At 45.6% G+C, this 21,018-nt stretch carries 17 protein-coding genes; 10 read left to right on the top strand and 7 right to left on the bottom strand.

Annotation, left to right across the window (positions count from 1 at the left end):
* Nucleotides 1-12 precede the first annotated feature (12 nt).
* The gene (locus QUA77_RS03155) at nt 13-528 is read right to left on the bottom strand and encodes a phycobiliprotein lyase (protein WP_333041157.1); all 516 of its coding nucleotides are present in this window, start codon (nt 526-528) and stop codon (nt 13-15) included.
* 695 nt (nt 529-1,223) lie between these two features.
* Here QUA77_RS03155 and QUA77_RS03160 point away from each other — a divergent pair.
* A complete protein-coding gene (locus QUA77_RS03160) occupies nt 1,224-3,467 on the top strand; it encodes a beta-propeller domain-containing protein (protein ID WP_333449265.1) in 2,244 nt (747 codons plus the stop codon).
* Nucleotides 3,468-3,552: 85 nt separating this feature from the next.
* On the opposite strand, the gene QUA77_RS03165 is transcribed toward QUA77_RS03160, so the two are convergent.
* The 3 genes from QUA77_RS03165 to QUA77_RS03175 form a co-directional block, all read right to left on the bottom strand.
* Nucleotides 3,553-3,771 (bottom strand): hypothetical protein, encoded by a 219-nt coding sequence (locus tag QUA77_RS03165; protein WP_333041155.1) that lies wholly within the window; start codon nt 3,769-3,771, stop codon nt 3,553-3,555.
* Between the two features lie 66 nt (nt 3,772-3,837).
* Nucleotides 3,838-5,247 (bottom strand): heterodisulfide reductase-related iron-sulfur binding cluster, encoded by a 1,410-nt coding sequence (locus QUA77_RS03170; protein WP_333041154.1) that lies wholly within the window; start codon nt 5,245-5,247, stop codon nt 3,838-3,840.
* Nucleotides 5,248-5,421: 174 nt separating this feature from the next.
* The gene (locus QUA77_RS03175) at nt 5,422-6,837 is read right to left on the bottom strand and encodes an FAD-binding oxidoreductase (protein ID WP_333449239.1); all 1,416 of its coding nucleotides are present in this window, start codon (nt 6,835-6,837) and stop codon (nt 5,422-5,424) included.
* A 97-nt stretch (nt 6,838-6,934) separates the two neighbouring features.
* Between QUA77_RS03175 and QUA77_RS03180 the strand changes: the two genes are divergently transcribed.
* From QUA77_RS03180 to QUA77_RS03190, 3 genes are all read left to right on the top strand, one after another.
* Nucleotides 6,935-8,398 carry an ATPase domain-containing protein gene (locus tag QUA77_RS03180; protein WP_333041152.1) on the top strand — a complete coding sequence of 488 codons (1,464 nt, stop codon included), beginning with the start codon at nt 6,935-6,937 and terminating at the stop codon, nt 8,396-8,398.
* Between the two features lie 436 nt (nt 8,399-8,834).
* Nucleotides 8,835-9,206, top strand: coding sequence for a response regulator (locus QUA77_RS03185; protein ID WP_333041151.1), 372 nt, complete (start codon nt 8,835-8,837; stop codon nt 9,204-9,206).
* On the top strand, nt 9,203-10,360 hold the full coding sequence (locus QUA77_RS03190; protein WP_333449240.1) for a HAMP domain-containing sensor histidine kinase: 1,158 nt from the start codon (nt 9,203-9,205) through the stop codon (nt 10,358-10,360). The genes QUA77_RS03185 and QUA77_RS03190 overlap by 4 nt, the downstream gene beginning before the upstream one ends.
* A 430-nt stretch (nt 10,361-10,790) precedes the next feature.
* On the opposite strand, the gene QUA77_RS03195 is transcribed toward QUA77_RS03190, so the two are convergent.
* Nucleotides 10,791-12,323: an MFS transporter gene (locus QUA77_RS03195; RefSeq protein ID WP_333449241.1), complete on the bottom strand. Its 1,533-nt coding sequence runs from the start codon at nt 12,321-12,323 to the stop codon at nt 10,791-10,793.
* Nucleotides 12,324-12,669: 346 nt separating this feature from the next.
* Nucleotides 12,670-13,650 carry a DALR anticodon-binding domain-containing protein gene (locus tag QUA77_RS03200; protein WP_333449242.1) on the bottom strand — a complete coding sequence of 327 codons (981 nt, stop codon included), beginning with the start codon at nt 13,648-13,650 and terminating at the stop codon, nt 12,670-12,672.
* A gap of 355 nt (nt 13,651-14,005) precedes the next feature.
* Here QUA77_RS03200 and QUA77_RS03205 point away from each other — a divergent pair, with 355 nt between their 5' ends.
* The 5 genes from QUA77_RS03205 to QUA77_RS03225 all read left to right on the top strand — a co-directional run bounded on the left by QUA77_RS03205 (nt 14,006) and on the right by QUA77_RS03225 (nt 18,729).
* Nucleotides 14,006-14,839 carry a Crp/Fnr family transcriptional regulator gene (locus tag QUA77_RS03205; RefSeq protein ID WP_445242201.1) on the top strand — a complete coding sequence of 278 codons (834 nt, stop codon included), beginning with the start codon at nt 14,006-14,008 and terminating at the stop codon, nt 14,837-14,839.
* 124 nt (nt 14,840-14,963) lie between these two features.
* A complete protein-coding gene (locus QUA77_RS03210) occupies nt 14,964-15,632 on the top strand; it encodes an HAD-IB family phosphatase (RefSeq protein WP_333449243.1) in 669 nt (222 codons plus the stop codon).
* Between the two features lie 248 nt (nt 15,633-15,880).
* Complete coding sequence (gene mtnB, locus QUA77_RS03215) at nt 15,881-16,501, top strand: methylthioribulose 1-phosphate dehydratase (RefSeq protein WP_333063045.1); 621 nt, start codon at nt 15,881-15,883, stop codon at nt 16,499-16,501.
* Between the two features lie 155 nt (nt 16,502-16,656).
* Nucleotides 16,657-17,691 (top strand): patatin-like phospholipase family protein, encoded by a 1,035-nt coding sequence (locus QUA77_RS03220; RefSeq protein ID WP_333041144.1) that lies wholly within the window; start codon nt 16,657-16,659, stop codon nt 17,689-17,691.
* Nucleotides 17,692-17,916: 225 nt separating this feature from the next.
* Nucleotides 17,917-18,729, top strand: a complete 813-nt coding sequence (locus QUA77_RS03225) for an MlaE family lipid ABC transporter permease subunit (RefSeq protein ID WP_333041143.1) — start codon at nt 17,917-17,919, stop codon at nt 18,727-18,729.
* A gap of 162 nt (nt 18,730-18,891) precedes the next feature.
* Here the strand turns inward: QUA77_RS03225 and QUA77_RS03230 are convergent, their stop codons facing one another.
* Nucleotides 18,892-20,400, bottom strand: a complete 1,509-nt coding sequence (locus QUA77_RS03230; RefSeq protein WP_333449244.1) for an SGNH/GDSL hydrolase family protein — start codon at nt 20,398-20,400, stop codon at nt 18,892-18,894.
* Nucleotides 20,401-20,607: 207 nt separating this feature from the next.
* Here QUA77_RS03230 and QUA77_RS03235 point away from each other — a divergent pair, with 207 nt between their 5' ends.
* On the top strand, nt 20,608-20,952 hold the full coding sequence (locus tag QUA77_RS03235; RefSeq protein WP_015174589.1) for a hypothetical protein: 345 nt from the start codon (nt 20,608-20,610) through the stop codon (nt 20,950-20,952).
* The last annotated feature ends 66 nt before the right edge of the window (nt 20,953-21,018 follow it).

Below are 21,018 nucleotides of genomic sequence, written 5' to 3' on the forward strand. Positions count from 1 at the left end.
GATAGTTATTTTTCACTTTTCATTTTGGGCACTTACTCCCATCCGAATTTCCGAACAAAAAGATGCTTGTTCGGTACCGTTAGCTTGCTTAACAACGCTAGTCCGCAGCCGCAGGTTGGGCATGAGATACCACAGCCTTTCTTCGGCATGGAGGGTGTCTGATTCTGTAATCAATGTCAGCACGTCGTCGCCCATCACGTACCGACTGTTACCCTTGTCTTGCAATACTTTGCCTTCGCTGGGATTGTCGGGATTTGGTACGATCGCTAATATTGTAGAACCGATTTGTTTAGCTTTGTCGCGATCGGGAATACCGTCCCAACTAATCCGAACGCTGGTTAGCTTAGTTGAAGCCGGGTTAATCGAGTGTTGTTGGCAAAGTTTGACGACTGCTGCATCGCTAGCTGTCAGTATTTCTATGTTGAGGTCGGATTTACCCGCCTGCAATTCCCCAGAATTGAGATTGTGTACGGTACGCTGAGAAAACCATTTACCCGCACTTAACTCGAAAAACTCGATAACATCCATGAAATTTGTCTCTAAAGTCAATACTGCTTTATTTGCGATCGTGACTTGCGCGCTATGGAGTCAGAAACCCGGTTTCTTCCTACGTACCTAGCGCTCAAACCAATGATTTTGTCTAGAAACCCGGTTTAAGAGTGCAAGTCCTTTTCTATATTTTAGAGGAAGGGGGCGCACCTGCAAAGCTTTCTGAGAGCTTTGGGTGAAACAGATTGCAGATGCCGTTGAGGTAGCAAACCCAACCAGGGGGACATCTGCCTCGCTGATGCGGCCGACTTGAGAGAAAATTAGATCATCCGCCATCATGTTTCGTTATAAAAAGTTTTTTTCGCACTTTAAATAGGATTGCGATACCTAAAAATTATTAGGTTTGACAGTGTTGATCGATCGACCATCATCGCCCAAATACCAGCTATGTTAAGAAAAACAACGATATATGTGAGCTTTTGTCGATCGATCGGTAAATTGGGCGTTGCTGAGTTCAATTATATTGGCGGCGATTTATTGTAATCGCACTGCTTGAAAATTCTCAAAGCAGACTTCGACTAAAAAACAAGCAATTCATCCAACCATCACCAAACCGAGGACAGCAAGCCCATAGCACATAGCATTCAAATATGTCATGCTAAGTCTAAGAGAAAAGATTCTCGATCGGCTTTTCGGTAGGGTGCAGCTAGCGATCGCATACATTTAAAAAACACATCCGTAAATTTATGACCGAGTTTAAACAAGGGCTGGATAAAATGAAGCCCGCAGAACAGACGCACTACCTGGGAATCCTGCCAAGTCAGCTAGCAGCAGCTTCAGACTCCGAAAAATTATACAGCTTACTAACAGATTACAATTTTATTAAAGCCAAGCTGTCAGCATCGGGAGTACAGGCGCTAATAGAAGATTACGATTTAGCAACAAGTTCCGATATTATTATCTCAGAGCAAAAGGCAGACCAACTAAAATTAATCCAAGAAGCAATTCGGCTGTCTGCCCACATTCTAGCCACAGATAAAAGTCAACTAGCGACCCAACTAATAGCCCGCTTGATGTGCTTTGAAAGTCCAGATATTCAAGCACTGCTAGCACAGGCACAACACCAAACAACCCCCTGGCTGCGACCGCTAACGCCCAGCTTTACTCCTCCCGGCGGGAGATTATTGCGTACCCTCACCGGACATACAGACTGGGTACAAGCTGTAGCAATCACCCCGAACGGCAAGCGGGCAATTTCTGCCTCCTCTGACCACAATCTCAAAATTTGGCACTTAGAAACAGGAGAAGAACTTGCCACCCTCAAAGGTCATCTTACCTACGTCAATGCTGTAGCTGTCACCCCCGATGGCACTAAAGTAATTTCCGGTTCTTGGGACAATACTATTAAAATTTGGGGTTTAGAAACTGGACAAGAAATATTTACTTTTGCCGGCGATACTTTTGCCGTAGAAGCAGTAGCAGTAACTCCCGACGGCAAGCGAGTAATTTCAGGTTCTTGGGATGGCAGTATTAAAGTTTGGGATTTGAGAAGCAGGGAAGTAATTTTTAACTTTAAAGGTCACAGCAGTTTTGTCCAGTCCGTAGCAGTAACTCCTGATAGCAAACGGTTGATTTCCGGGTCGGGAGACAACAGCATGAAAGTCTGGAACCTAGAAACCGGAAAAGAACTTTTTACTCTCATCGGTCATGAAGACTGGGTAAAAAGTGTAGCAGTTACTCCAGACGGCGAAAAAATAATTTCCGGCAGTTACGACGGAACTGTTCAAGTCTGGAGTTTGTCAGAAAGAAAGCAACTTTTCACTTTAGGAAAACACACCAGTTTCGTTCAAGCTGTGGCAGTCAGTCCCGACGGCAAACGAGTAATTTCGGCTTCCGGCGACAAAACGCTAAAAGTTTGGAATCTGGGAACAAAAGAAGAACTTTTCACTTTTACCAATCACATCGCCCCAGTGAATGCTGTGGCTGTTACCCCCGACGGTCAGCGGATAGTTTCTGGTTCCTCGGACAAAACTCTCAAAGTTTGGCACTTAGAAACAGGCAAAGAAAATTTATCATTTGCAGGTCACGATGACTGGGTAAATGCTGTAGCAGTGACGCCGGACGGTACGAAAGCAATTTCCGGTTCAGGAGACAACAGCATTAAAGTCTGGAATCTCAAAAACGGACAGGAAATTTTTACTATTTCGGGACATCAAGATTGGGTAAAAGCGATCGCAATCACACCCGATAGCAAGCGAGTAGTTTCGGGTTCCGGCGACAAAACTGTGAAAGTTTGGAATATAGAAACCGGAAAGGAAATCTTTACTTTCACTGGTCATACAGACTGGGTAAATTCTGTGGCAGTGACGGCAGACGGAACGATGGCTATTTCCGGTTCGGGAGACAAAACTATTAAAGTTTGGAATCTAGAAACAGGAGAGGAACTTTTTACTTTTTCAGGTCATGAGGACGGGATAAAAGCTGTGGCAGTTACCCCCAACAGCAAGCGGGTTATTTCGGCTTCCGGCGACAAAACTCTGAAAGTTTGGAGTTTGGGGAAAGAAAAGAATATTTTGGCAATTTTATGGAATTTAGCCGTCAAAAATCTACTTTTCACTCTCAAAGGTCATGAGAGTTTTGTGAATGCTGTGGCAGTTACAGCGGATGGCAAATGGGCGATTTCAGGAGGGCGGGAACACAATTTGAAAGTTTGGGATTTGTCAGGTAGAAAAGAAGTTTTTACTTTGGCAGGTCATGCTGAGGCGGTAACATCTCTGGCGACTATGGGAACAAAGGCAATTTCTGTTTCGGACGATAATACTCTCAAAGTTTGGGATTTGTTAAGTCGAGAAGTAATTGCTAGTTTCAGGGGAGATAGTGCTTTGAAAGCTTGCGCTATTGCACCAGATGGGGTGACAATCGTAGTGGCGGAAGCTTCGGGACAGGTGCATTTTTTGAGGTTAGAAGAGGGGAAATAGTCATCAGTCATTAGTTATTAGTTATTATGCCGATCGCACTTTTGCTAAAATTTAAGAGTGCGATCGCTCTTTTCCCACATCTAGTTTACAATTGTTCCGGGTCAATTCCCATCGCTCGCAGTCTTTCTGCCAGTACAGCAGCCCGCTCTTCGGCTTGTTCTGCACGCTCTTCGGCTTGTTCCAAGTGGCGAGAAACCTCCTCATAACTTCTAAACAGTTCGCTCTCAGGGCGATAAATTTGCAACTCTTCACCCGACGCTCCTCTGTGGAACAGGCGCCCCGCCTGTGAATTCTTGCAATTCATTAAAAAAAAATCTCATTCACAAAAGAGCGCATCGAAAATAGGGCGGACACCGCCCGCCCTAGAAAACTACTTCCTCAGCAACTTCACCCCGCGAATCGAATAATCCAAAAGCTCAATTGGGTGCATTAAAGTAACTTCCTTTCCCTGCAACTCCAAATGCTTCTTAATTTGCAAAGAACAACCCGGATTAGAAGAAGCAATCAACTCCGCGCCAGTATTCAGCAAATTCTCCACCTTTTGCACTCCCAATTCATCAGCAATCTCTGGCTGAAGCATATTGTAAACCCCCGCACTCCCGCAGCACAAAGCCGCATCCACAGGTTCTTTTAACTTCACCCCTGGAATTTGTTGCAGTAACTGACGCGGCTGCAAACTAATCTTTTGCCCGTGCAACAAATGACAAGCATCCTGATACACAATTGTCAAATCTCCCTCAATCAAAGGATTGAGTTTCGCCGTAATTCCCGCACTTGCCAAAAACTCTTGCACGTCCTTAACATTAGCAGCAAATTTCTCAGCTTTCTCCCGATATTGCGGGTCATCTGCTAAAATGTGACCGTATTCTTTCAAAGTGTGACCGCACCCAGCAGCGTTGATAATTACAAAATCAACACCCGTATTTTCAAAGCTATCAATCATTTGTCTCGCCAAAGCTTTAGCCTGTTCCGCTTGGCCTTGGTGTTCCGGCAAAGCAGCACAGCATCCCTGACTTTTAGGAACCACAACCTCGCAACCGTTAGCCGTCAAAACTCGCACCGTAGCCTCATTAACTGGCGAAAATAACAGCCGCTGCACGCAGCCTAAAATCACACCGACTCGATAGCGTTTCTCTCCTTGTGCCGGAATTACCTCTGGTAAATTATCCCGGAAAGAATCGACAGTAACTTTCGGCAAAATTGATTCCATCGCCGCCAAGCGAGGAAATACTTTTTTCAGCAAACCTGTTTTGCGGACAAGTTTTGGCAGTCCTAATTTTTGATAAATAAACAGGGGTACAAGCAAAGGTCGCAATCTGTGAGGATAAGGGAAGAGATTAAAAATCAGAGTGCGAATTACATTGTCGGAAAAAGTGCGTTCCTGATTTCTAGTAACTTGGTGGCGAGTGGCGGAAATTAATTTGTCGTATTGAACTCCAGACGGACAAGCTGTTACGCAGGCCAAACAGCCCAAACAAGTATCGAAATGCTGTGAGGTTGCTTCGTTTAAAGGTGCGTCGCCTTCATTAATTGCATCCATTAAATAAATGCGGCCTCTGGGGGAATCCATTTCTTTGCCAAGTACGCGATAACTCGGACAAGTTGACAAACAAAAGCCGCAGTGTACGCAAGTATCGATTAATTTCGGATCTGGCGGATTATTGGCGTCGAAACCTGGGATTTCTAGGGTTTCTAAGTGGGGATTTTGTGCTAGAAAATTGCTTTCTTTGGCAGGTCTTAAATCGTCGCTGGGAACTGGAGATTTTTCTGAAGTTTGCATATATATATTACCTAATTGTTTTTCTTCGTAGCAAGGAGTTTAATCAGCTTAATGGAATTTATGCAGAAGCTTTATATGTATGTTTGCAACGGGAAATTTGCCGCTATAATTAGCGTGTAAAACCACTTTTTACATAATTTATGAACGAATCAAGTCCTGACTACAAACTTTAAACTAAATACCGCTTATAAAACGATGGGGACTCAAAAGATTTTCCGGGTCAAACTGCTGTTTAATCCGCTGCATTAAAGCGATCGCACTTCCAGTATAGCCCCAAACATCTAACTGTTGCTTGATGTCGGTCGGCGCTGCTAAAACAGTCAGAAAACCGCCTTTCGCTTCGCACCCTCTGCGTACCTGCAACAGCGTTTGGGCCGTCGCATTCTCAAACCGCAAAACCCCCAAACCACTGCCTGCATGAATCCAAGCGTCCTGTACCGGCAATTCGTTAATGGCCGTTACAGCTTCCGACGGTCTGATTCCTATTTTGCAAATAATTGCCGACTTTGTGCCAGAATCCCACATTGTTTCTGGCAATCTTTGCCATAACTGATGCTCATCATTTTCGCAGCAGCTACTGCCTTGCAAACCCAACTTTTCGCCAACTTCCAGCAAGCGGGCTGATTGTTGTTTAACACTTTCTGCGATACTTTGAAATCTGACGATTAATCCCGTGCCCTTTCCTAAGCCTAATTTTGCCACTAATTCAGGCGACAGCAGATCAACGGCACTTGGTGTCAAAGCAGAGGATAATAAGATTTGAGCCGTTTGGGACAAAGCATTAATTTCCCCTGTCAGCACTACGGTTCCCGATGATTCCGGCAGCGGATAAACTCGGAAAGTTACTTGAGAAATGACGCCCAAAGTGCCGTAAGCACCAGTAAACAGTTTCATCAAGTCGTAGCCGGCGACATTTTTAACAACTCGACCTCCGGCTACCGCAATTTTACCGTCCGATCGCACAAAGGTAATTCCCAACAGCAAATCGCGAACCCCGCGATAGCGATGCCGCAACGAACCCGCATCAGCAGTACCGACAATGCCGCCCAAAGTTGCCTCTTGCGGATATGCTGGGTCGATCGGCAAAAATTGACCTGCTGCTGCTAAAATTTCCTGCAAATCCGCAAACTTCATCCCCGCTTCGGCAGTCACGGTTAAATCGCCCACAGCGTGCTGTACAAGTCGATTGAGGCGCGAAGTGCTGACAGCCACAAGCCCCGCTGCATCAGGAGATACCCTTAAATTCCCCTTCAAAAGACCCACTTTGACAACATCTTCCTCCCCCCTTGTTAAGGGGGGCTGGGGGGGATCGGAGTCTAATTTTACTAAACCGCCCCAATCAAGTTTGCTGCAGCTACCACAAGGCAAGACTGCACAGCGATTTTGCTGTGCCCAAGCAATGACAGCCGCCAGTTCTTCCTGAGTATTCGGGTAAACGGTACAATCTATTTTCGTGTCTGGGGCAACTGCTTTTTCTACCCGTTCTTGCCAAAATTGCTCTGTATCTTGCCAGCGACAGATGCCAGCAGTCCCGACAATACTTTCTAATTCTTGTGTGCTTACGTAATTTTCGGTAGAAAAAGATTTCATGAAGGTTATCAGACGCCCGGTAAAAAAAATTATCAAAACAGTGCCTAAAACCATTAAATATTAATACGGGCCCGATATTCAAAACATGAACAAACAAATGTCTCAAAACCGAATTTCTCTGGGAATTACCGGTCTCAACGAAGTGATTGGCGGCGGCCTAATTTCTCAACGCTCTTATCTGGTGCGCGGCGGCCCGGGTACTGGCAAGACGACACTGGGCTTTCACTTTTTGGCAGCAGGTGTGGCTGTGGGAGAAACGCCCCTGTTTATTACTTTAGGAGAACCCGAAGCGCAATTGCGGGCCAATGCGGCAAGTCTCGGTTTTGATATGGAAGCGATGGCGTTCCTGGATTTGAGCCCATCGTCAGAATTCTTTACAGAAGTTCAGACTTATGACATTTTCTCCCCCTCCGAGGTTGAGCGAGAACCGACTACACAAAAGATTATTGAGCGAGTCCAAGCTGTCAAGCCACAACGGGTGTTTTTGGACGCAATCACTCAATTTCGCTACTTAGCTGCGGATGAGTTTCAGTTTCGCAAGCAAGTTTTGTCTTTTCTGCGGTTTTTGGTGGAAGGGGGGGCGACGGTGGTGTTTACCTCCGAGGGCACATCAAGTGCTCCCGACGACGATTTGCAGTTCATCAGCGACGGAGTAATTTATTTAGAACTATTGAAAGAAGGACGCGCCCTCTCTGTCACCAAGCTGCGAGGGTCCAACTTCCGCAGCGGCCGCCATTCGCTGCGCCTGACTCAGGCTGGTATGGAGGTATATCCGCGATTGCTGCCGGACAACTATCAACAGGATTTTGTTGCTGAAGCAATTTCTTCTGGGGTTCCAGAAATTGACGAACTACTGCACGGGGGACTGGAACGGGGGACTGTGACGGTGATTAGCGGGCCTAGCGGCGTGGGTAAAACGACGGTGGGCATTCAGTTTATGAAGGAAGCAGCAGGAAGGGGGGAGCGATCGGTAGTTTACATTTTTGAGGAGTCAACTTCTACTCTGCTGCAGCGCTGCGAATCAGTTAACATCCCGGTTGGGGCGATGATGGGGCAAGGAAGTCTTTCGGTGATACCCGTGGAACCTTTGCTGTACTCACCGGATCAGTTTGCCTGTATGGTTCGCCAGGAGGTGGAGCAGGAAAAGACGCGGATTGTGATGCTTGACAGTATTTCTGGCTATCAGCTTTCGATGCAGGGGCAAGATTTGGTAAATAATTTGCACGCTTTGTGCAAGTATCTGAAAAATATGGGAGTTACGGTTATCTTGATTAATGAGGTAGAAGCCATTAGCGGAGATTTTCGCCTGACCGAGATCGGGATTAGCTATTTGGCGGATAATCTTCTGTTTATACGCTATATGGAACGCCAACTGCATAATAGGACAGAAATCCGCAAGGGGATCGGAGTAATTAAAAAACGAGTCAGCAATTTCGAGAGAACTCTGCGAGAACTTGAGATTACTCGCTACGGCATCAAAGTCAGCAAACCGATAGGGGGGCTACGCGGCATTTTGAGTTCGGCGCCGGTGTGGATTGAGGGGGGAGCAGATGAAGATTGAATCGGGATTTGTCCTGCTGTTTTGGGGCAATTGCAGCTAATTTTGCAGTCGTGAATCTACTAATCAGTAGGGGCGCACCGCGCACCTCACCACTAGCTGTACTGCGCGCACCGCGCACCTCACCACTAGCCTAAGTCCTGGAAAACTTAAATATATTGGTAAATTTGTGTATTTTTCGACTTTTATAGCAGTTTTCACTTCTAGGAAATACAGTATGGGCACAGGGCGCGGGGCCGTGTCCTGTGTCTGATCATCTGTACTTCACTCCACTGAAAACCCATGTAATCCATCGCCGAAAAGTAAGCTAATACCAGATAAAAAAAGAATCAGACTTTAGACAACCTCCCAACCCATATATAATCAGTCACTCCCCCTTCTAAAATCTAAACTCTAAACTCTAAAATGGTTATAACCCGTATTCACAGGAAGCTGATAAATGACTGGCACTTCAATAATTTTAGCCGTAGACCGCAATCAGCGCAACTTGGAACTATTAGCACAGTTTCTCAACAAAGAAGGATACCAGATGATCGCGGCTTATAACTTTGAAGATGTTGCACAAGCTATCAGTCAGCCTGCTAGGATCGGGATGGCTTTAGTAGATATTTCTGGTTTCGATCGCCGGATTTGGGAGTGCTGCGAACAACTGCGAAATCACCAAATCCCTTTTCTGATACTCTCGCCCAAACAAAGCGCTGCCATTCAGCACGAAAGCCTCTGCCACGGTGCTCGGAATATGTTGGTAAAACCTTTGATCGTTAGAGATTTGCTGGGAATTGTGCACAGCTTGCTAGGAGAACCTGCGTGAGTCAAATTTTATTGCTTGTCGAACAGAAAGAAAATCGCCGCTTGTTATTAGAATGGCTAGCAGTTTATTATGAGGTATTGCTGCCCAACTCAACAGATAGTGAGGATTTTTTACCATTTAATCAATCTTTTGACCTGGGTATAATAGATGGTCTTGCCCTGAAACGCCATTGGCAATGGGTGGCAGCCCAAAAACAGGCAGAACACCCGGTATGCTTGCCTTTTCTTTTGATTACATCCCGCTCGGATGTAGGGATGGCAACGCAATTTATTTGGCAAAGTATTGACGATTTGATTATCGCTCCGATCGAGAAGATAGAATTGCAAGCGCGGGTGGAGATTTTGCTGCGATCGCGCCAGTTGTCTTTAACTCTCAAATTGTCTCACGACCAACTCGATCGCACTCTGCAAACAGCCCAAGAACTCAATGAGATGAAAACATCTTTGCTGTACATGATTGCCCATGACGTTCGCAATCCTTTGAATTTCATCATCGGCACTACACAACTTCTTAGCAAGTACAAGTTGACATTAACAGAGGAGAAAACCCAAGAACTTCTAGACAAAACTCAAGCAGCCGCCAAAGGTATAGATTTGTTATTAGATGATGTGCTGCTGCTGGGGCGTGTTGAGTCTGGAAAAACCGGGTTTTCCTTGCTACCGATAGACTTAACAAAGTTTTGTAATGAGTTGGTAGGGGAATTTCAGAACAGCCTGAAGTTGAAACCTGAAAATGACCGGGTGACGCTAATTTTTGTAAATCACAATCCATCCGCGATGGCGTGTTTGGAGGTAAGCTTGCTCCGGCGCATTCTGGGGAATTTGCTGTCTAATGCTATTAAGTATTCTCCCCCTAATACCGAAGTAATCTTTGAATTAAAACTTACTGAAACCGAGGCGATTTTTTCTGTACTGGATGCAGGAATTGGCATACCTGTCGCCGACCAAGAACGGTTGTTTAATTCATTTTACCGGGCTAAAAATGTCGGTCGAATTCCCGGTACTGGACTGGGGCTGAGCATTGTTAAAAAATGCGTGGACTTGCACGGTGGCGAAATTACTTTGATAAGTGAAGAAGGCGTCGGCAGTACATTTACAGTAACGCTGCCGATCGCAAAACCTGGAAAAAAGCAAATCTCGCCTGCAACGCCTTAAACTAGATGCAGGCATTATATTGGGATATTCATCGATGAATTTGACGCCTGGGTGAGGCTATACGTGGTAGTGTGACCATGAGATTTCTCCTCAAAAAACTGAATAAAACTCTCGCTATTTTACAATACCAGAATTTGAAGAACCCTTAACAGCCGCTCGTCAAGTGATTAAATTGAACATCGTCGTTCTAGGAGCGATTGACGAGGGTGAGAATTGGCGAGCGAGCTGCGACGAACGATCGCTATCGTAAAAAATATTGAAGGCACCCAAAAATAATTAGATGCCATACAAAACTGATCCCAAATTGCCAGACTTTATATTTCTGAAAAAAAGCGACCTAACAGCCGTCACATCTTAGATGATATGATGAGGATTTTAACACTTTAAAAATGGTTAATCAACTCTTTTCTGAATTATTGTCAGACTACAATCAATCAAGAGTTGAAGAGCGATCGCCTGAGCTTTCAGGCCCAGAGTCCAACTGTTCCACTATTAATGGTTGAAACCTGATGTCTCCAGGTTCAATTGGCACTCTTCTCCACCAAGCTGGCAACAAGAGCAGCCAAAACTTACCCAAAGACACAGAACGCTGCTCGCCAACAAAAACCAAGGGCAGGAGAGCCGCCACTCGTAAGACGGCTGAGAGGGCAAACACCCCTGGCAAGCCACCGAGATTAGTCAAAGTGGCGATAAAGCCACCAAGGGTGATTCCCATTGCCCCAGTGACACCAGGAACCGCCGCCGCGATCGCAAAGTATATCGACTGATTGCGTAGTGGTGCCACCGACATCATCAGATTACCACTGCACAGGTCGATCGCTGCCCACGTGGCACCGCCGATGATGTGCAACAGCGGGAACCACACCCATATAAAAATTGGAGCCGTTCCAGCTTCTAGCCAGAGCAGAGGGGTCAGAGCCACCAAGATTCCCACTATTATCATGATCGGGCGGTTCCCAACCCGGTCAGCCAGTTTGCCCCAAAAAACCAGCAGCAGTAAGTTAGCACCTGCTCCTAAGCTGTTGTAGAGCGTTACCACACTGACATCTATACTTAGGTTATCCAGCAGATAGAGGTTAAAGAAGGGAGCGCTGACGTTAACGGCAAAGCTCCATAGAGCAGAGTAAAGCAAAAACTTTAAAAAATTGGGTTCCTTGAGAAAGCTAAAAATTGTCCCAATGGATGATTTTTCGCCTCTATCTGAATGCGTGACGTGTACAAGCTTTGGGTTCACATCGGTCATAAAGAACTGACAACCTAGACTGATGATGCCAAGCACAATTCCTAAAACCAAGATGGCACCGTAACCTTGGAGCCTTCCACCGGGCCAGTTCGATACCACTAGAGCCAGCAACGGCACACCAATGAGATTCGTCAAGCTGACAGCACTATTGCGAAAGCCAAAATACCGCCCGCGCAACCGCTGAGGTACTAAAACCGCCAACCAGCTCAAGAAGGAAGCACGACCTAAAGATTCTAAGACTTGAGTTACCCAGATGATTGCCAATGTCAACTGCACTAGCTGATGTCCAGCGAGCTGAAATGACCCTCCCAACCAAATGGCTGGCACGATAATCAGCCACAGCAGTCGCGACAGTCCGAAAATCCAGATGGAATACCAGTGGCGGCTCTGCAGTCGGTCTCCTATATAAGCTCCGAACGGTTGGAGCAGATTTACCAGTTGAGGAATGGAGGCGAGCATACCAATTTCGATTGGGCCAGCCCCTAAATCCAGCAAGAAATTACTGAGCAACGCGCCGCCGATGATGCTGTAAAAAAGCGTAGCGAAGACACTCTCCAAAGTTAGCGATCTGAGGCTTAACCGAGTTTCCGGTTTGGAAAATTTTAGAGGCGGATTGGTCAGAAGTACCGTCTCTGGTAAGGCTATATCCTCTTGGATTTCCTGAAGAGGGAGAGGATTCGTTCCTACTAAGCTGTAATCTTCTTCTTGTGTTTCGAGCATACTGGATAGCCAATAGATGAGCTGCTACGCAGCTTAATTGTATAATATAAGGTTAAGTATTTTAAGGAGCACAGCCATAGATGCAAGCTAAAAATCATTTCTCTCAAAAGCCAAAAGAAAGATTACTTAAATAAATTAGAAAAAATAAGAATGCCCAAATTCCCGAAATATTATTAATTATAATTATATAAAGAGCTAATTTTTTATATTTTTTGCGACATTAGGTTACTGGACTCTTCAGGATGAATCCTATAAAATAGAGAGCTTTTCAGATGAAAGAAGTCAAGGTTAGTTTCGGAAACCCACCTTTTATTATGAATAAAGGTTGCTAAAAATGAGAACCAAATCAAAGTTCTAAAGGAGCAAGAGCGTTAAACAAATTTTCTAGGATAAATCGCAGCAAAGATTGAGTTGCAAATATTAAACCTAATCGCGCTTGGGCGAGTTTTGGCTGTTCTATTTTAACTTCTCCCCAAATTCGGCACTGGCTGTAAAAAATCTGAAAGGCTTCGCTCAAACTATTGGCTAATTTGAAATAATTAACAGGTTTTTCGCGGTTTTTCACCTCAAAAGTAGGATATAAATTGTCTAGCACTGTTAACAGTTGCGATATTAAACGGCGTTCTGCTGGATGCACTAACCGCAGTCGATCGCCCTCGTCAATCCAAGGGATAGGATTTGGACTCGCCAGCGACCAAATTTGCGGCGCTGTAGCGACATCTGGCTGGGCGATCGCAATTATCCGATCGCGGTGAGCCATTCGCAGCAGCGAACAGCAGCGCGCGTGGCTGTACTGAATGGGAAACAGTCGATCGGCACACACAACAGAATCTAATATTTTAGATCCTGAAACTGGAAGGTTCGTTTGAGCTAAACGCTGCAACCAGACTGCTAAACCTGCATCAGTCAACTCCATCTCGATCATTCCCCCCGGCGCTACTTTAACGGCGAAATGTGGGTAGCACAGCGGTTCGAGTGTTTCGGCCAACTCGGCGGCGATTGTCTGCGGTGTCTGCTGCCAAGTTTTAGCCAATTTCAGGGCGATCGCAGACACGTACAGCACCCGCGCGGTATCTTTACTTCGATTTAACGGAATTATTGCACCCTTCTCAATAAGCTTGTTATGGGCGGGCAGGATGCCCACCCCACAATCAAATTCACTCTTCGCTTCACAGGCATCTTGCCTGTTCTTGAAAAGGCTGCCACCTATGGGATTTAACGGAATTTGGGCCAGTGTTCCCTGCTGGGCGATCGCGCTTTGGAACATTGAAAGCAAGAAACACTTCACTGTAACTTCCGGGCACTGTGAGATATTTGCTGTATCCATATCGGCTCATCCTACCGTAAAAGCAACGATCAACTGTGACCGCTTGCACTTTTCTTGTACGTTAAACTGCGGATGTTAGGGATAGTCGATCGGCTCCCCGGGACGGGGCTAAATCGAATTAATTGGCTTTGTAGCGATTTTGGGGCTAAATATACAATTATTTCAGACTAATTTTTTGCTGATCTCTACCATTTTGATGTATTTTTTGCTACATTTAATTTTTCGGTAAAACACAGAAAAGTCAGCACAGTTAAGAAGCGTACAAGCTCGATCGGGGGTTGGTTATCTCACTTTGTATCGCACTGCTGGCAGAAACTGTTTGTCTCACTATTAAATATATCCCAGAGCCTCACTTATGCAATCAACTTCCACACCTCTAGAGACTATCGATCGACCTTTTATCACTTGGCAGCGAATTATCGACTGGGCCCAGGAACACTACCGCTGCCGGACTTTTAGCAAAGACGAGCGGATTCCCGCAAGGCCCGGACTGCTGTATTTAGTTCAGAAAGGTTCTGTGCGGCTCGTAGGTAGCGCTCAAGTTAGCGCTGCGGCGGCGAAGTCAAAATCCGTTGACAAAACTACAGAAGAAGCTTTTTTGGGCTTCGTCGGCGCTGGCCAGCCCTTTGAACTGGTTGCTCAGTCTCCTTTTACTCTCCAAGCTTACGCTCATGCCGATCAAACTCACGTAGTGTGGATGTACTGGCACGACTTGGATAATTGGCCTCACTTTCGTAGGGAAATTTTGGATGCGTTTCGCTACCAGCACCAGCGGAAACTTCTCTGGCTGAGCACTTTGGGACAGCGCCGGACGATCGACCGACTGTTGGGATTTCTCACTTTGTTGATCGAGGAGTTCGGCGAACCTTACGTAGGTGACGGCGAACCGGATGTGGTTCGGGGCTACCGCCTGCCTTGGGCCTTGACTCACGCTCAAATTGGTAGCGCCATCGGGTCAACGCGGGTGACTGTGACGCGCCTGATGGGTAAGTTGCGATCGAAAGGTTTGATTAATACTGAGGATGATAATTTAATCTGTTTGCCGGCTAAGTCTAACCCCCAAAAGACAAAAAACCAACAGCAGGACTTAGAAGATTCCCTGGAAGATTCCCTGGAAGATTCGCTGGAAGATTCCCTGGAAGATGAAGATTCCCTGGAAGATGAAGATTCTCTCGAAGAATCTGCATAAAATCCTGCGGGAAATTGCCAACAAACAGCGCGTCACTATTAGTTTTGGGCAGTCCCGCTCGATCGCTCGATAGTGTACGATGAATTGTGTAAACTTTTCCCGTTCTCGAAAGGTGCGACTGACAATGACCGATGACAAGCAAAAATCTTCAATCCCGAACAATCAGCAACGGGTGGTATTCTGCGACTTTGACGGCACGATAACTGTTGAAGAAACTTTTGTGGCAATGCTCAAGCATTTCGCACCGGAATTGTCGTCTCAACTAATGCCTGAAATATACGCTAGAAGGCTGAGTTTGCGATCGGGAGTGCGGCAGTTATTAGAGTCTATTCCCTCGCAATGTTACGGGGAAATTGTAGAATTTTCTAGGGGAAGGCTGATGCGGCCGGGATTGTTGGAATTGCTGGATTTTTTGGACGAGAAAAAGGTAGATTTTGCGATCGTGTCCGGCGGTCTTCGGGTCATGGTAGAGACGGTAATGGGCGATTTGGTACACCGGGCGAGCGTTATTTACGCTGTGGATGTGGACGCTAGCGGCCCTCGGTTGCAAGTCAGTTCTGAGTTGGAAGGAGATGAGGAATTGGTGGCTAAGGTGCGGGTGATGGCGCAGCACCCGGCCGAAGAACAGGTGGCGATCGGAGATTCTCTGACGGATTTTAATATGGCTTTGCAGGCTTCGTCGGTGTTTGCGCGCGATCGGCTTGCCGAGTATCTAGACGAACAACAAAAGCCTTATACTAAATGGGATAATTTTTTTGATGTGTTGGAAAATTTGTCCCAAAAATGGAATTGAAACTATCGCCTTTCTCAGGTAATATAAATTCCGTTTGCATCGGTATTGTATGATGTTAAATTTTGTAGGGGCGGGTTCACCAACAATAATTGCCCATAATAAACAATATAATAAACCCGCCCCCGTGCAGATAAGTCCGATGCGACCGAATTTGATATAAGCTTTGCACGGATTACCATACGTTTAGATAGGCCAGCGCAACTCCTATTAAAGTAAAAAGTAGATTAAAAACTGAGGATTTGTAAAGAATGAGTGGCGATTTGAGATCGGATTTAATTGCAGCAGCCAAACATTTTTACGATCGCGGTTGGATGGTTGGGACTGCTGGCAATCTTTCAGCCCGCTTACCAGATGGCAGTTTTTGGATTACTGCTAGCGGCCGCGCCAAAGGGCAGTTAACTGAACAAGATTTTATCAGAATGAACTCAGAGGGGGCAATTGTCGAGCAACCTGTTGCCGACAGCCGCCCTTCGGCCGAAACCAGCATTCATTTAGCCGTTTACAATTGTTTTCCAGACGCTAAAGCTTGCTATCACGTGCACTCCATCGAGGCAAATTTAGTTTCTCGGCTAACCGCAGGAGATGCAGTGCCTTTACCCGCGATCGAAATGCTGAAAGGTTTGGGGGTGTGGGAGGAAAACCCGCAAGTGTCGATACCCCTCTTTACAAATTATTTAGAAGTCCCTAAGATAGCCAAGGAAATTTGCGAATTCTTTGCCATTTGTGCGCCCTCTGTACCCGCTTTGTTAATTCGCGATCACGGCATCACAGTCTGGGCAGACTCGCCAGCGGCAGCTTACAATTACGTAGAAATTGTAGAATACATTTTTCGCTATAAGATCGCAGCCCGCCAATTAAATTTAGATTGAAGATTTGGGATTTGAGATTGAGCGGTGCATGAATTCGGAATTATGTAGGTGTGCCCTAAGCAGCTTACGGCTATTACCGCTATGATTAGCCTCTCAAACACTTTTTGTATCCCGGACTGTAGGAAACGAGCAAACATTCAGAAGAGGCAACAGTTATGGCTAAATATACCAGAATTTTATCCATAGATGGAGGCGGAATTAGAGGAATTATTCCCGCGCAAGTTTTAGTTAGCGTTGAGTCAAAGCTGCAACAAAAAAGTGGCAACCCAGATGCGAGAATAGCTGACTATTTTGATTTAATCGCGGGCACGAGTGCGGGAGGAATTTTAACTTGCATCTATTTGTGTCCCGATGCCGAAAATCCTAGCAGGCCTCGGTGGGCGGCCCAAGACGCTGTTAATTTTTCGATTAAGAGCGGCCGCGACGTTTTTCAGACTTCATTGTGGCAAAAAGTCAGATCTCTAGATGGTTTGAGAGATGAGAAATATCCCAGCGATCCCTTAGAAAAATTATTTTGGGAAAATTTTAGAGATTGCAAACTCAGCGAACTGCTAAAACCTTGTTTAATTTCCAGTTACGACATCGAAAGGAGAAAAGCTCACTTCTTCGATCAAATAGATGCTCAAAAATGTCCAGCAGAAGACTATTTTATTAGAGATATCGCCAGAGCAACATCGGCAGCTCCCTCTTATTTTGAGGTTTCTAAACTCTACTCTTTTAGCAACGAATGCTACGCTTTAATTGACGGGGGAGTCTTCGCAAACAATCCGGCACTTTGTGCCTATGCAGAAGTTAGAAATAAATTCACAATTCCTGACGATCGCTCCGACAAAGGCCCGACCGCAAAAGATATGGTAATTTTATCCTTGGGAACAGGAGAAGCTCAGAAAAAATTCGCCTACGAAAAAGTAAAAAATTGGGGTCAAGTTGAGTGGGTTGAGCCTTTGATTAATATCATGATGACGGGAGTAGCGGAAACTGTAAATTATCAACTAATTCAAATTTATGATGCGGTTGAAAGACCGAATCAATATTTGAGAATTACTCCCGATTTGAGCCACGAACAACCGCTGCCGATTGATGATGCCTCGGAAGATAAAATATCAGACCTGCTGAGAATTGGCAAGGAGCAAGCCGAAAAGAATAATGAACAGTTGGATAATTTTATTGACTTATTACTTGCGGAGTAGTCCTAGGGTTTGAGATTTTAGATTTTAGATTGGGAAATGAGTGATAATGACCACAGAATCAATCACTGCCAGTCTAAAGTCTAAAATGGTATAGGGCACCAACCGCAGGGCAAGCCGACTGAAAATATATGTTGACAAATCGTGCAATAATTGCTGTAGGATTGCCGAAAATCTCTATGTGGCAGTGCTTCGCCCTGTTTGCAATTAATCGCGAGCCCTCCGTCATTGGTTAAAAAATACCAAGAAAAGTACGATCGACATTTAGATGAAACCTTCAATAACAGGTGGTTTCAGCGGTTTTTTGTGACGTTGTTCCTGGGTGGCCAAGTGCTGCTACGCATACTCCAAGGCAAAATTGACCGCCGCAAAATCATGGAACATTTAGTAACAGTAGGCCTGGATTCTTTGCGATCCGTGCTGCTAATAGCCTTTTTTGGCGGCATGATTTTTACATTTCAATCAGCCAGAGAATTGGTGCGCTTTGGGGCGGTTGGGGCTATGGGAGGTGCGTTTGCTGTGGCATTTTGTGGCGAACTAGCACCACTTTTAACGGCGGGCGTGGTGGCGGGACAAGTAGGTTCGGCCTTTGCGGCGGAGATAGGAGAAATGCAGGTGACGGAACAAATAGACGCCCTGTATATGTTAAGAACAAATCCGGTTGATTATTTAGTAGTGCCGAGGGTGATAGCTTGCTGCATCATGCTGCCGATTTTAACAATTTTTGCGGTAGCGGTGGGGATTTTGGGCGGGCTATTTGTAGCGGTTCATTTTTATAATTTGGAACCGTCGGTATTTTTGGAATCGGTGCGGACTTTTTTGGGGCCTGGGGATTTAGTAACTGTGGTGATTAAAAGTTTTATTTTTGGGTTAATAATTGCCCTTGTCGGTTGCGGTTGGGGATTGACGACAGTGGGCGGAGGGAAAGGAGTAGGCCAAGCTGCAACGGCCGCGGTTGTGACTTCGTGGGTGTTTATTTTTGTGGCCGATTTCTTTTTATCGCTGTTGATGTTTCAAGAGTTGGGGATTATGAGAAGTTGATAATCTTGGCGATTATGGCCGTAGTCAGGAGTCAAGATGCTTAAATATTAAGGGTTTGAACACTCATCAACCCGAGTGCCACCAGGATGGCTATAAAATAACAGGAATATTTTTTAAACCGCTGATGAACGCAAATAAACGCTGCTCAAATTGCATCAGCATTCATCCGTCTTCATCCGCTGATATCTGCGGTTTAAAACTCTCAACTTTAGATGGTAGGTTGGAGAAAGGAGGGCGATACACTCGAATTGCCTGAATAGGCACTTTCCCATCTGTTTCGGGGACGATTTCGAGGATGTGTTTGGAGTTGCTCAAATTCTGAGCCAATGTTGTAGAATACTCGCGGCTTGAATCCGTAATTTGTGGAGGAACGTATGAATCAACAAACATTGGTCGCACCTGCCAGGAAATTTCAAAGCCTTTAGGCGTCGGTTTTTTAGAGTCTTCATAAGAATTTTTCAGCCACCAGTTTCTCGGTTCAATCACGACGCGGCCAGAGTTTGAGACAAACATTTCGTCGTTTGTACCGCTGCCGTCGTAACCTGTTTTAGAACCTACAACGTCAAATTTAAACTTGCTAGCGTCGCTGTTAATCTCAGTAATTATGGCTTTCCAATCTTCGACGATTAGCGGTTTTTGGCTGGATACTTGGATGATTGCCGGCCAACCGACGCCAAGAGTAACGCTAGGTCTGGTGATGCTGTAAAGTTCAGGAAATTCTGAGGGTTTTTTGCCGTCGATCGCAATTTTAGCAGAAATTGCCTGGCCGTTGAAGGTTTTATCGGCGATCGCATCTATTCTATTTCCTTCAAATTCTAAAACCAACTTGCCATTTTGCCACTTAACATCGCTGCCAACCATATAGGTTTTCACTAAATCCTGCGGCGGTTGAGAAGAATTTGGCTTGTATCGCAGATGCGGTTTTATCAGAGCAGCTAGGAGAAAGTTTCCCCAATCGTTAAGGTGAATGCTGTCGCTCAATAGCTGTTGTGGCTGCAAGCGATTGTCTTTCAAATACCTGCGCCAAGGTTCGCGAATTTCTGCGATTTCACAGCCGTACTTATCGGCCAACTCCGGCAGCCATTTAGTAGAATGAGTGTTGTGCCATTCGTATCTTTTGACTGAATTTGGATCGTCGCTGTTGCCTGTCGGCATCCAGTCGATGTGGTCAGAATGCAAGAGTATTTCGCTAGCAGTGCGGCTGCGGACACTGGCAATTATGGCTTCGTAATCTTCACCACCTCCGTAGACGTGAAAAATTAGCAAGTCTGGATAAAAAGGATACAAATCGTGTTCGCTGGGACGGATTAAAATCGGTGCTGCAAATCCTCCGAGCGCCCGATTTTCCACAATTAAATCTGCATTGGGGAATCGCTGTCTCAAATCCTTCACTACATCTTGCCACCAATCTTGCTGAGTGATGGATTGACCGTAGAATAGGATACGCACTTGGCGGCGGTCTGTTGGAGTGCTAGCAGCAAGTAGCCCCATCGTCCTTTGAATCCTCGCTCCAAAAGTAGCACTATTTTCAATAGGAGCGGGTGGGGGGAATGGCGTATCGGCAGCTATTTTTTGGATGAGCGGAACTAACAGAAAGCTCAGACACAAAAAAAGCAGCCACAAGTAGCGATAAATCTTGGATTTTCTGCTATTTCCTGGGTGTTTTGCCATTGTTTTATTTTTCGCTGTCCGTTTCACTTCGCTCAAGGCGACTGTGGGATGAATGCTACGCCTCTAATCAGTAGCTGTAGCGTGCTTATGGGCGCACCTCACGAGTAGCTGTAGTGTAGGCTGTATGGAAATATATTACCAAATTGAGCGAGCCAAAAAGTGATATAATGCCTGCTAATTAATTGCAGGAGAGCGATCGCACGTCAAATGGATTACAAAACAGCCCGCAGTTTTCTGATCGACCAAGGAACCGCCCTGGAAACCAAGAAAAATCCCGACGCCTTCCTGATGCGTCTCAAACAAGGTCAACCGCCCGTACCCGGACAGGTGACATCGATTTTATTAGCTTTAAAAATATTGTTTGAAGGGCTGCAAGAATCTCCAATGCTCGATCGACAATTGATCTCGGCACTGCATTTACTGTCAGTAGAAGGTTTGCAGCAATTTGAAGCTGGACTCCGCAGAGGAGTTTCTTGGCCACCGCTGCTGAAGGAAGACTTAAATCGAATTGCGATCGCAGTCAAGAATATCTTTTCCGGTGTCTGGCAATAATTAGCTCGGCAACCACCGATCCCGATACCCACCGCCAGCCGAATCAATTTTTTTCTACATTTTTTT

The sequence above is a fragment of the Microcoleus sp. K5-D4 genome (genome assembly GCF_036704575.1).
In the GTDB taxonomy this organism is placed as follows: domain Bacteria; phylum Cyanobacteriota; class Cyanobacteriia; order Cyanobacteriales; family Microcoleaceae; genus Microcoleus.